At 59.0% G+C, this 11616-nt stretch carries 11 protein-coding genes; 4 read left to right on the top strand and 7 right to left on the bottom strand.

Features of this window, described 5'->3' with window-relative positions; translation table 11 throughout:
- Window positions 1–19: 19 nt before the first annotated feature.
- The 4 genes from rfaD to KK488_RS11195 all read right to left on the bottom strand — a co-directional run bounded on the left by rfaD (window position 20) and on the right by KK488_RS11195 (window position 5013).
- Window positions 20–997: an ADP-glyceromanno-heptose 6-epimerase gene (rfaD, locus tag KK488_RS11210; RefSeq protein WP_214623551.1), complete on the bottom strand. Its 978-nt coding sequence runs from the start codon at window positions 995–997 to the stop codon at window positions 20–22.
- A gap of 73 nt (window positions 998–1070) precedes the next feature.
- On the bottom strand, window positions 1071–1979 hold the full coding sequence (locus KK488_RS11205) for an NAD-dependent epimerase/dehydratase family protein (protein ID WP_214623550.1): 909 nt from the start codon (window positions 1977–1979) through the stop codon (window positions 1071–1073).
- Between the two features lie 34 nt (window positions 1980–2013).
- Entirely contained in the window at window positions 2014–3048 is a 1035-nt protein-coding gene (gene gmd, locus KK488_RS11200) for a GDP-mannose 4,6-dehydratase (protein WP_214624017.1), read from the bottom strand.
- 198 nt (window positions 3049–3246) lie between these two features.
- Complete coding sequence (locus KK488_RS11195; RefSeq protein ID WP_214623549.1) at window positions 3247–5013, bottom strand: glycosyltransferase family 2 protein; 1767 nt, start codon at window positions 5011–5013, stop codon at window positions 3247–3249.
- Window positions 5014–5366: 353 nt separating this feature from the next.
- Here KK488_RS11195 and KK488_RS11190 point away from each other — a divergent pair, with 353 nt between their 5' ends.
- From KK488_RS11190 to KK488_RS11175, 4 genes are read left to right on the top strand one after another with little or no spacing between them, the layout of a single operon-like run.
- Window positions 5367–6446: a polysaccharide biosynthesis/export family protein gene (locus KK488_RS11190; protein ID WP_250890291.1), complete on the top strand. Its 1080-nt coding sequence runs from the start codon at window positions 5367–5369 to the stop codon at window positions 6444–6446.
- Window positions 6447–6469: 23 nt separating this feature from the next.
- On the top strand, window positions 6470–7453 hold the full coding sequence (locus tag KK488_RS11185; RefSeq protein ID WP_214623546.1) for an agmatine deiminase family protein: 984 nt from the start codon (window positions 6470–6472) through the stop codon (window positions 7451–7453).
- An 18-nt stretch (window positions 7454–7471) separates the two neighbouring features.
- Window positions 7472–8350: an N-carbamoylputrescine amidase gene (gene aguB / locus KK488_RS11180; RefSeq protein WP_214623544.1), complete on the top strand. Its 879-nt coding sequence runs from the start codon at window positions 7472–7474 to the stop codon at window positions 8348–8350.
- 24 nt (window positions 8351–8374) lie between these two features.
- Complete coding sequence (locus tag KK488_RS11175) at window positions 8375–8665, top strand: putative quinol monooxygenase (protein WP_214623542.1); 291 nt, start codon at window positions 8375–8377, stop codon at window positions 8663–8665.
- Between the two features lie 5 nt (window positions 8666–8670).
- Here the strand turns inward: KK488_RS11175 and KK488_RS21685 are convergent, their stop codons facing one another.
- The 3 genes from KK488_RS21685 to KK488_RS11160 all read right to left on the bottom strand — a co-directional run bounded on the left by KK488_RS21685 (window position 8671) and on the right by KK488_RS11160 (window position 11340).
- Window positions 8671–10053: a TylF/MycF/NovP-related O-methyltransferase gene (locus KK488_RS21685; RefSeq protein WP_214623540.1), complete on the bottom strand. Its 1383-nt coding sequence runs from the start codon at window positions 10051–10053 to the stop codon at window positions 8671–8673.
- Window positions 9996–10988: a phytanoyl-CoA dioxygenase family protein gene (locus KK488_RS11165; protein ID WP_432653848.1), complete on the bottom strand. Its 993-nt coding sequence runs from the start codon at window positions 10986–10988 to the stop codon at window positions 9996–9998. The genes KK488_RS21685 and KK488_RS11165 overlap by 58 nt, the downstream gene beginning before the upstream one ends.
- A gap of 64 nt (window positions 10989–11052) precedes the next feature.
- Complete coding sequence (locus KK488_RS11160; RefSeq protein WP_214623538.1) at window positions 11053–11340, bottom strand: hypothetical protein; 288 nt, start codon at window positions 11338–11340, stop codon at window positions 11053–11055.
- Window positions 11341–11616 lie beyond the last annotated feature (276 nt).

The following is an 11616-nucleotide window of genomic DNA, read 5'->3' as shown; positions in this document are numbered from 1 at the left end:
AGTTCATGTGAGGTAACAATCACCGAAACGGGTCCTCACGCTCGAGAACTTCGGCATAGCGAGCCACGCCATCCTCGACATCCATGAAAGGCCTATCATAGCCAACGCGACGCAAGTTGTTTAGGTCTGCCTCCGTAAAATATTGATATCGAGCGCGGAGATGTTCCGGCATCGGGATAAATTCGACCCTTGGAGCGCGATCAAGCGCTGTGAACATCGCTTCGACAAACTCAAGGAAACTGGTTGCGCGGCCCGTGCCGCAATTGAACACGCCGACCGCCGGACCGTGTTCAAGCATCCACAACACAACGGAAACAACGTCATCAACATGGATGAAGTCGCGCAATTGCCCACCATCAACATATCCATCACGATGGCTGGAGAACAGCCTCACAGCCTCCCCACGAACGATGGTCGGATGCGCTTTCCCGACTACGCTCATCATGTCGCCCTTGTGAAATTCATTGGGGCCATAGACGTTGAAGAACTTCAGTCCGATACAGCGCGGCGGTAAGGGCATCCCCTGTTCCGCACGCCACGCGACGATTGAATCGATCTGAGACTTGCTCCAGCCGTAAAGGTTGAGCGGTCTAAGCGCACGCAAAGCGAGCAAGGAAAAGTCATCGACATAGCCTTGCTCGCCATTCCCATAGGTTGCAGCAGAGGATGCATAGACCAAGGAAATGCCTAGGCGCGCGCACTGATCGATCAAACGCAGCGTATAATTGAGATTTACACGTAGGATCTCGTCGCCGTCCTGCGCGACGGTTGAGGAATTCGCGCCCATGTGGATGACCGCTTCCGGACGGCGTGTCTCGATCAGGTCGAAAAGATCCTCGGGGAAGACATGTTCTGCGAACATCGCCTTGCGCAGGTTCATCCAGCGGCCGTCCAGGCCAAGCCAATCGCAAACCACGACATCATATTCACCACGCTTATTAAGCGCGGCCACGATGTTCGATCCGATGAAGCCCGCAGCTCCCGTGACAACAATCATCTTACCTCACAGGACTTTACCGGCTCAGGATAAAAATAAGGCACGGTAAATACGCAATTCCAGTAGTTGCTCACTAGCTTCCCGTTAGCATCCAGTCCAGCGTGTCCTCCAGCGGGATTGGGTCGTATCCGCCGATCAGCGTAGCGAGGCGTGCATTGCTGCCCCAGAGCATGGGAATTTCATTTCGGCGCGCTAAAGCAGGATTAAAGCGAACCTCAATCGCGAGGCCGGCAATCTTTTCGGCTTTGGCAATTATCTCACGAAGGCTGACGGCGCGACCAGAGCAAAGGTTGACGGTCGCCCCCACGGCTTGAGGTGTGCGGAGCATCCGCTCATAGACGTCGACCACATTGCGCACGTCCGACCAGTCTCGGCTGACATCAATATCGCCCAGTTCGACGCTGGCGCGACCATCCCGGATGGCGCCGACAATCTTGGGGATCACGAACGTGCGCGATTGCCCGACGCCGGTGTAGTTGAACGGACGCACGATCGAGATTGGCAATCGTGCAGCGTAAATGCCGCGCAGAAACTCCATCGCCAGCTTCGAGACGCCATAGTCGTTCACTGGCCCCAGCGGCGACGTTTCGTAAATGCAGCCCTCGCTCGCCGACCGGTAAACATTGGCGCTGCTAGCCAACATCACGGCCGATGGCGGGCGATCGAGCTCGGCAAGCGCCTGGAGCATATTGCGGGAACCCATGAGGTTGACGCGATAGAATTCCTCGACGTCACCGTGCGTCGGTGACGAGATTGCCGCCAGATGCAAAACCGCCTCGGGCGCAACGTCGCGAACCAGATCTTGCAAAGATGCAGCATCGGTGAGGTCTGCAACATGCCAGCTGGCGGACTCCATCATTTGAGCGTCCGCCTCCGGAATCGATCGGGCAAGCGCAAACACCTCCCAACCACGTTCGGTCAGAAGCGGGAGGAGGTGCCTTCCGGTGAACCCCTCCGCGCCGGTGACTAGGACCCGCTTCATTCCAGCTACCCTCTTTGCCAACGTCACCAACAGGTCAGAACGAACGGCCCGACTTGTTGCGGACGATATCAGCCTCAACCATCATTCGGCACAGGTCTTCCAATGTGGTCGTCGCTTCCCAGCCCAGCTTGGTCCGCGCTTTTGTGGGGTCGCCAATCAGCAATTCGACCTCTGCGGGTCGGTAAAAGCGCGGGTTGATACGCATCACGATCTTGCCGGTGGCGACGTCAACCGCATGTTCATCCTCGCCACTGCCCCTGAACTCAATCTGGTAGCCCGCCGCGCGGAAAGCCATCTCCACGAAGCTGCGCACTGTTTCCGTGCGCTCGGTGGCCAGAACAAAGGTATCAGGTTCGTCAGCCTGAAGCATCGCATGCATGCCTGCGACATATTCCTTGGCAAAGCCCCAGTCGCGTTTGGCGTCGATGTTTCCAAGCTCGAGACATTCGAGTTGACCGAGATGGATTTTGGCGACGCTGTCGGTGATCTTTCTCGTCACGAATTCGCGCCCGCGCAAGGGACTTTCGTGATTGAAAAGGATGCCGCTGCTCCCGAAAATATCGTAGCTTTCACGGTAATTGACCGTAGCCCAGTGCGCAAACAGCTTGGCAACACCATAAGGGCTACGCGGCCAGAATGGGGTGTCTTCACGTTGGGGGACGGCCTGAACCTTGCCGAACATTTCCGAGGTGCTGGCCTGATAGAAGCGGATCTTCGGATTAACGCACCGAATGGCCTCCAGAATATTCAGAGCGCCGAGACCCGTAATATCTGCGGTTGCGATCGGCTGATCGAAGGAAACACCAACAAAGCTTTGTGCAGCAAGGTTGTAAATTTCTCTGGCTTCGCTGCGCTCTATTAATCGAATCATCGAAGTACAGTCGGTGAGATCATACTCGGCAAGATACAGGTTCGGATTATTTTGAATACCAAGCTCTTCGACGCGCCAAAAATTAACTGAGCTTGTTCGGCGGAAAGTACCATAAACGCGATAGTTTTTTTCCAATAGCAACTGCGCAAGATATGCTCCATCTTGTCCAGTAATGCCAGTAACGATTGCTGAAAGCACGTTTGCTATCTCCACCCAAAATTTTACGTTGTAGTAAGAAAGTAAGTCAATAATTGATCGGTAAAATCCGATATTTTCGTGGCCTCTTTTCGGTATAGCCATCGCTTGATCGGATCGCAATATCCGTGGATGGAAGAATCCATTTTGCGTTATGGTAGGGGTAATGGGTCGGCCACCTTCATGGGTGTCCAGCTATCGCTATAGGTGGATCACATATGTTTCGCTGGCGCGGTCCAGATGGGGATGGTGAAGCGGATCGTGGAAGCCTATCGTGTCCCACCGCGTCTGCAGCAGGTCTAGCTCCTTCAGATAGCGGCTCCGTTTTGCTGGATTATCGTCCTTGCCGCGCGATTTGGACTCATGGTGGATGAGCACCGAATGCGGTACGTACACATTACGCCACCCCGCCCGCTCCAGCATGAGGCAAAAGTCGACGTCATTAAAAGCCACCTTGAAGCCCTCGGCGTCTAATCCGCCGACAGTCTCAAATTTTGCCTTGGACACGACAAGGCAGGCGGCCGTGACCGCGCTGACAAAATGGGCGACGTGTGCGCGCGCGAAATATCCGGGATCGTCGTCGGGCAGGTTGCGGTGCGCATGGCCGGCTGCGTTCCCGAGCCCTATGACGACACCGCCGTGCTGGATCGAACCGTCCGGATAAAGGAGCTTCGCCCCGGCAGCGCCGACATCATCCCGGATAGCATAGCGCATCAACTCGCCGAGCCAGTTCGGCATGAAGGCCTCTGCATCGTTGTTGAGGAGGCAGATATAATCTCCTGCGCTCATCGCGACTGCGTAGTTATTGATGGCGGAGAAATTGAATTCGCCCGGGAAATCCAGGATCCTGAAATTCGGATGTCTGGATACCTCTTCGAGATAGAGTTTCGTTTTCTTTTCAATGCTTCCGTTGTCGACGATCAAGACTTCGTAATTGCCATAGTCCGTGTTGCGACGGACGCTTTCGATGCAGGCTCTGAGCAAGGAGACCTGGTCTCTGGTGGGAATGACGATGCTGACCCTCGGAGGCTTCTCGGGCAGCGGCCAACACAGCTTCACCGAGCCAAATCGGCCCGCGCTCGCCTTTCCGTCGGCCGCGTGGACGTGTCGCCCAACAGCCGCAACACGCGCCGCCTGATTATCGGATACGGCAATGCCCGGCAGATGGACGATCACCTTCGCAAGGTGAATAATTTTGGCATGCTTCAGTGCACTGATCGACAAAAGGAGTGCATAAATGGCTGCGCCTTCCACCCCATCGACCGGCCTGATTGTCGAACGCGCGCAGTCCAGGCTGATGAGACAGGCGCTCGAGAGATAGTCCTGCGCTAGAAAGAGCTCGGCATTCCACCGCGGCTTGAACCACGGCCTCTGGCGGCGGCCCGCTCGGTCGATCTCGTCCTGATCGCCGTATACGATCGACGCATCTGGATCGTCCTTCAAACGCTCGAGAAGCAGGAAAAGCGCCGCAGGAGAAAGTCGGCCCCCCGGTGTCATGGGCAGCAAATGGCTTCCGAGCGCGTCCGCAAGGACCGCGTCGAGACACTCCAGATCGGTGCTTGCGGGGCTCGCAACACATCGAATTCTCTGATCCAAAATGTCCGCCGGCCGCTCAGCGGACGGCGCGAGAACGATCAGGAGTTCCCATTCGGGATAGCATTGCGCTTCGATCGAAGCGATCGACGACGCCACATCGGCAGCTTTTGTTTCGGCCAGGATATGGAGAAAAATGGAAATGCGGGGTTTGTAGTGCCAGAATGCCATTTCCCGGGATGCGCCGGCGAGAGTCTGGCCGACCGCCTCGATGTGCTTTTGCCAGCGCAAATATACATAAGGCGAACGCGAGATTATCGCCCGCAGCTGGTTTCGGGCCCGCACGCGCCTACGCGTGGCGTGCCAGTAAAGCGCCACAAGAGCGCGCACGGGCCGGATCAGCAAGGCTAGGAAAAACTCGGTATAAAAACTCATCATAACCCAACTGAGTGCGGAAGAAGACGGGGATAGAAGCCTTGCGACCGCCAGACAATCGCAAGAATTCGGATCGGCCGCTGGCATGGAGGGGCAAAATACGATCCGGCGTAACGGCGCGCGAAAACGAACAGGCATCGCACGCTTTCTGGCTGTCCGAAAGGCTACAGGTCAGGTGAGACTGCCCTACGGCGGCGACGGGCGGCAAATGAACATCAGTTGCCCAATTGCACAGTCGTGCGGTCCAGTCTAAGCCGCGCGGAATTCTTCGGAAACAGCCAGGGCATTTCATGCGACCAACCACCTCCGCACATCCTTTCATTCCGGCGTTCAGAATCGGGTTTGCTGCGACTTTGATCATCCTGTCCGGCGGATGCGCGACACTGCCCTCCAGCGGCCCAACCGGGGCGGAGATTGAAAAAGCAGCCCGTTCACCCGATGCCGGCCTTCCTTTTCGCATCGTCGAGCTTTCCGATTTTTCGGCCTTGCCCGTCGTGACGCCGGCACGAATGGACGCTCTTGCCGACAGCGTGGCGCCGCCGACGGACCTGATCGGTCCAGGCGATGTGCTGGACATTTCCATTTACGAAGCCGGCGTCGCCTTGTTCGGCGGTCGAAGCGTGGCAGATGCCGCAGCCGCAGAACCCTCGGCGCAGGTCGAGCGTCTCCCGCCTTTCCGCGTGGATGATCGCGGCTATGTAAGGGTGCCTTTCGCGGGCGCAGTTCGCGCCGCGGGACGGACGACGACCGAATTGGAAGGCGAAATTCGAACGTCGCTGCGCGGAATGTCCGAAAACCCACAGGTCCTCGTCACCATCCGGGAAGCGGTCACGAATTCCATCATCCTTGGCGGCGAGGTGGGCCGACCTGGTCGGCTCGTGTTGCCGACGAACCGGGAAACGCTGTCGGACGTGATCGCCCTCGCCGGAGGAAACCGCGGCGAAACCAAGGACATGGTTGTGAGGGTTTTGCGCGGCGCGCAGCATGTCGACCTCAGATTGAGCGACATACTGACCGGAACGAGCGGCGACTTTCGGGTCTATCCTGGCGATCGCGTCACCATCATGCGTCAGCCGCTGTCCTTCTCTGTGATGGGTGCGCCCACTCGAGCCCAGCAGGTCGTTTTTCCCGCGTCGGTCGTCTCCCTGGCTGAAGCCGTCGCTCTTGCCGGCGGTTTGGACCCCAATCTGGGCGACCCCAAAGCGATTTTCTTGTTTCGCTTTGTCGAGGGTCCGGATGGCAAGGAACAGCCTGTCGTCTATCATCTCAACATGATGAAGGCGGGCGCATATTTCTTGTCGCAGCGCTTCACTATGCACGACAAGGATCTGCTGTACATCGGCAATGCGCGCGCCAACCAGCCGGCAAAATTGATCCAGATCATAAGCCAGCTCTTCACGCCGGTCGTTCTGGCGCGTCAACTCACGCAGTAGCGCGTCGCGCTGCAAGGGGCTTCATGACCCACCGCCTCCCCGCAGAATGGGCGCCGCAGGAGCATCTCTGGATCGGCTTTCCGGGCGACCCGGCCGAATGGCCCGCTGCCCTGCCCGAGGCGCAGGCGCAGGCGGCCGCCTTCGCATCTGCCGTCGCGGCACAAGGCGAAGCGGTCATGTTGATCGCGCGTACGGCGGCGGATGCAGCCCGCGCCCGCGCTCTCGCCGCGCCCGCCGTCGAGGTTGTGCAAATGCCCTTTGGCGATGTCTGGCTCCGTGACACCGGCCCGATCGGTGTCGTCGACGCCACCGGCCATCGCGCCCTCGCCGATTTCGATTTTAATGGTTGGGGCGGCAAGTTCGACATGCCGGGCGACAAGGATATCGGCGCGCGTCTCGCCGCGACAACCGATCTTCCCTGCCGACACATTCCGCTCATCTTCGAAGGCGGTGCCATAGACACTGACGGCACGGGTCTTTTCGTGACCACCGAACAATGCTTGCTCAACCCGAATCGCAATCCCACCCTCGGCCGCGCGCAGATCGAGGCGCTGCTCGCTGGGTCGCTTGGCCTCAACAACATGTTGTGGCTGGGGAATGGGCTCGAGCTCGACCATACCGATGGCCATGTCGACAATCTCGCGCGGTTCGTAAGCACTGAAATTCTTGCCATTCCTCGGGCTACGACCGACAATGATCCAAACACCGCGATTTATGCCGACGCGGAAGCTCGTGCGCGCGCATTTGGCGTCGAAATTGCTCATATTCCGTCCGTTGGGCATTACGAAATCGACGGCGAGATTGTGCCGGCCAGCTACATGAATTTCACGATCACCAACGGCGCCGTCATCGTCCCGCAATATGGGGCACCCAACGACGTGGCTGCGCTCGATGCGCTGCGCCCTTTCTTCCCCGACAGGGCTATTGTCGGCCTGCCTGCCGATACCATATTGCGAGGCGGTGGCAGCTTCCACTGCATGAGTATGCATCTGCCCGCCGCCGTCTAAGCTTGTTCCGAGGATTTGATGACCGATCGCCCGTCCAAGGTCACCGTTGCCGCGCTCCAGCTCGCTTTCTCGGATGATGAGACCGAGAATATCGAGGCTGTGGCCGATGCCGTGAACAAGGCCGCCGCGCGTGGCGCCAAGATCATCCTGCCGCCCGAACTGTTCGAAGGCCCTTATTTCTGCACGGTCGAGAATGAGGCGCTGTTCGCTCGGGCCCGGCAGCTCGCCGAGCACCCTGCCGTCACGACGATGCAGCGCATTGCCAAGGAACAGGGCGTCTATATCCCGACCAGCTTCTTCGAGCGCGAGGGACCGCACCACTACAATTCGCTCGCGATGATCGACGATCAGGGCGAGATCATGGGCGTCTATCGCAAGAGCCACATTCCCGAGGGCCCCGGCTATCAGGAGAAATATTATTTCCGGCCCGGCAATAGCGGCTTCAAGGTCTGGAACACGCGCTACGGCACGATCGGCGTCGGCATCTGCTGGGACCAATGGTATCCCGAAGTCGCGCGCGCCATGGCACTGATGGGCGCAGAAATGCTGTTCTATCCGACCGCAATCGGCTCCGAACCCTATGACCCAACGCTCGACACGAGCCGCATGTGGCGCCGCGCGATGCAGGGCCACGCCGTTTCGAACTGCATGCCCGTGATCGCGGCCAATCGCATCGGCGAGGAAGAAATGCCCGGGGCCATCGGCCCGCAGACGTTCTATGGCCACAGCTTCATCACCGACGAATGGGGCGATCTGGTTGCGGAAGTCGAAGACTGGCAATCCGGCAGCATCGTTGCCACATTGGACCTCGCCCAGGTGCGGACGCACCGCGCCGGCATGGGTTTCTTCCGCGACCGCCGCCCCGATCTTTACGGCCGCCTGGCCCAGGACATCTGATTACCCCTCAAGCAGGAGACACTCATGACCGTTGCCCGCCTCTATATCGTACCCGCCGCCGAAGGAAAAAGTGCTGCAATGGAAGAAGCCCTGCTTGGCGTCTCGAAGGTCGTCGAAAAGGCAGACGGCAGCGAGGGCGTCGAGATCCTGCGCGATCTCGGCAACGAGCACCGCTTCATCCTGATCGAGAAGTGGGCGAGCGAGGAGCATCATGCCAAGTCGCTCGCCAACCTCCCCGAAGGCACGCTGGATCCGGTCAAGGCCGCTGCTGGTGGCCCGCCGGATGGCGCCTACTACGGTTACATTAAGGGCTGATCTGCTTAAGGGATGGCTTCCACCAGCTCAACGAGAAGCTGGTGGTCCATCACTGGCACGGCCTCTTCGCGTGGCCAGAAGGCGCCGGTATTACCCCTGATAAACCGTCCTGTGACGGGTCGACCTAAATCTTCAAAGCGCCCAAGCACCGGCGGAATCGGATTGTCCGGATGCGGGGCCGTAACGATATTGCCATCCTGGAACATGTCTGCGACGCATTCATGGCTGAATAAAGTCGCGCGCGGATCAAGCCGATCCAGCGCAGCCAACATGTCGCGCGCCGATAGCTCCAGATCGACATCCATCCACAGACACATCAGCGGCGGCGGCGACATCCGTCGAAACGTGTCGCTGAAAAAGCCCTTGTGAAATTCGACGCCCTCGATCACACCGAAACGACGTACATGATCACGGACCTCCTCAAGACTCCCGGCATATTCGCCCGCCGCATAGCTCGACCCCTCAGCGGGCGGCAGCCCCTCGAAGGAATCGAAGATGTGCATATGGATGCCGAGCAATGCGCAGGCGTGGCTGAGCATCGACGAGCTGAAGCCCTTGAAGCAACCGAATTCGCCGAAATCGCCCTCGATCCCGTAGGATTTGAGAACATAAAGCTGATGCGCGATGGACAGCATCTCGAACACAGAGTTCGGTTTGCAATGGAAATCGGGGGCCCCTTCCGCAGCGCGTGCGTTCTGCGCCGGGAAGAACTGGTCGACGAAATTGAAGTGCGCCCAGATCGATCGAAGGTAGCGCGCATAGTCCGCAATCGCCGGCGCCGACCTCAACTCGGACGCACCGAGAATCTTCCGCAGCTTGCCGATGAAGGCGCGCTGCCCGTCGACGCTGGAAAGATCGCGGCAGCTTTCCGGCCAAATCGCGGCGACCGCATCGATGACAGGTTTCGGGAAAGGCCCCACGATACCGGCATCGGGTGCGTTTGCGACCAACCTGACCAATTCCCGGCCCGCGATGAAAACTCGCTTCAGTTCGCGCGATCGGCCCGTCCATCCCGGCGCGCGGACGGAGACTGCGACATCGACAATATCGTCGGGCGGCAGGACGTCTTCCGGCAGTTCTACCCGGAAGCCGCTGACGCGCGCGCCCGCCTCGCCCGAAAAGGAAAAGGCGACGTCGTGGCGCTCGATGTGCGGAGCAACCGAGGCCACGAGCTTGCCATTTACCGAAACCTCGACTTGAACGGGCTGCTTGCCACTGAAAGCCCAACCGGAAATGCGCCTGCCAGCGACGGCATCGACATGCCCCTTGGGCTCAAGCCGGCTGCGCAGGCGCTTCCACTGACGCGTGGCCGATGATCCAGAAGAGCGAGTCATGTGGCCTTCCCAGACGGCAAGATATTGCGCCAAGCCTTCCGCATCCGCCGCCACCATCGGGGTCCCAACGGACGCGAAGAGGCCGAAGGCGGCGGGACGAGCTCAATCGCCTCGTCCAAATAGCGGTTCGGCACTTGCCGGCCCGTGCTCGCATCGGTGATATCGCGCAGAGCCAGCCGTCCCAGGGACTCATCCGAAAAAGCAGGCGTATAATAGATGCAGTCGTCGAAGTAATAGTGCGTGACCTGCGACCACCGCGTCAGTTGATCATTGAGACGCGCGCTGCCACCATGCAGCAAATTGGCACACCAAATTAACCCCTGCCCCTTGCGCGCATAGAAAGTTTCCTGATGCGCCCCAGTGGTCTTGAGCATGGCGCTCCATGCATCCGCATAAGGATCCTGCGCGGAATGAAGGCCGCTCTGCCATCCTCGACGTCCGACAATCGCGTTGCTCATGATTGGCCAGCGGTGCGAGCCTGGCACGTAGGTCAGCGCGCCCGAATCGGGTCCGACATCCTCCATGGCCAGCCACACGCCGCACATGAAGCGCTCGGGAAGACTCGAGAAGTGGACGGAATCGGTGTGCAAGGCCTGTTGCGTCCCGACGGGAAAGTTCAGCGTCTGGAAGGGAAAGGCGCGACGGCCGTAGAGCTTGGTCAAAAGGTCCAGAACGCCAGGATTTGACGCGATCGCACGAACATCGTCGTCATTCCGCCAGTCATCCTGAACCCGATTGCCCGCCAGCCCGGCAAGATCACCCGATCCATCCTGTGCGAGCCCGAAGTGTGCCGCCAGACGCGAGCGAATCCGCTCGATCCTCTCGTCCAACAATGGATCGGGAAAGTCGAAGACAGCGAAGCCATTGCGATTCAGCTGCACAGCAATTTCGCGCTCCGTCGCATTCAGCGAAGAGTTCGGCAAATCGATCTCGAAAAGAGGCGATTCAATGAAGGGCACGCCCGGAAAAACAGTCTGACTCATCGACATGGCGGCTTGCCTAGCGATGATCTACGACAGTTGCAATCGGCCGGAGCTCAACAAGCGCGCTCTGTTACTTGCCTTTTGAATTCATGCCTTTGTTTCGGCTGACGACGACCGGCTTGGAGCACTGGCCTTCGGTATACAGCATGGCCGCGATCGCATCGGAGGCCGGCTCTTTGCCGAGCTTGCGCGTGCCGGCGATAAGCGCGGCATCCCGATTGCCCTGGAACAGCGCGCCCTCGCGGCTCGCGCTGCGCGGGCCGGTTTGCTGACAGACGGGCGCGACGATCATGACGCTGTTCGGATCGATCATCGGAATGCCTGAAGCGGCGGCGATCATGGTTGCGGCGATCAGCATCGGCTCGTCTCCCCCAGTGTTCACGATATGGCAGTCACGCGAGGATAAGAGCCACGACATTCACCCAAGATGAACGGGTCGTTCATCTTGGAAGGATCAACTGACGGCCCCGCCAATCAGCGTTCTTGGCCAAATCCAGGCCGATCGTGCTAGGCCGGATCGACATTCAGGATTTCCAAAAGGTCTGATCGCTGATTCATAGGGCTCCGTGTTGGAACGCGGAGCGGACGATGGGTAACAAGCGTTACGAGTTGAACGATGCGCAGTGGGCGAAGA

Origin of the sequence: Sphingobium nicotianae, from assembly GCF_018603885.1 — a bacterium.
Classification (GTDB): Bacteria; Pseudomonadota; Alphaproteobacteria; order Sphingomonadales; family Sphingomonadaceae; genus Sphingobium; species Sphingobium nicotianae.
Note: the sequence above shows the minus strand (reverse complement) of the source record. Positions and strands in the feature narration are given on the sequence as shown.

What these genes read in the sequence shown, in the direction of transcription:
- aguB (WP_214623544.1), top strand. Translation starts at nt 7,472, where the DNA reads ATGACCGATCGCCCGTCCAAGGTCACCGTTGCCGCGCTCCAGCTCGCT.
- rfaD (WP_214623551.1), bottom strand. Translation starts at nt 997, where the DNA reads ATGATTGTTGTCACGGGAGCTGCGGGCTTCATCGGATCGAACATCGTG.
- KK488_RS11205 (WP_214623550.1), bottom strand. Translation starts at nt 1,979, where the DNA reads ATGAAGCGGGTCCTAGTCACCGGCGCGGAGGGGTTCACCGGAAGGCAC.
- KK488_RS11195 (WP_214623549.1), bottom strand. Translation starts at nt 5,013, where the DNA reads ATGAGTTTTTATACCGAGTTTTTCCTAGCCTTGCTGATCCGGCCCGTG.
- KK488_RS11160 (WP_214623538.1), bottom strand. Translation starts at nt 11,340, where the DNA reads ATGCTGATCGCCGCAACCATGATCGCCGCCGCTTCAGGCATTCCGATG.
- KK488_RS11175 (WP_214623542.1), top strand. Translation starts at nt 8,375, where the DNA reads ATGACCGTTGCCCGCCTCTATATCGTACCCGCCGCCGAAGGAAAAAGT.
- KK488_RS11185 (WP_214623546.1), top strand. Translation starts at nt 6,470, where the DNA reads ATGACCCACCGCCTCCCCGCAGAATGGGCGCCGCAGGAGCATCTCTGG.
- KK488_RS11165 (WP_432653848.1), bottom strand. Translation starts at nt 10,988, where the DNA reads ATGTCGATGAGTCAGACTGTTTTTCCGGGCGTGCCCTTCATTGAATCG.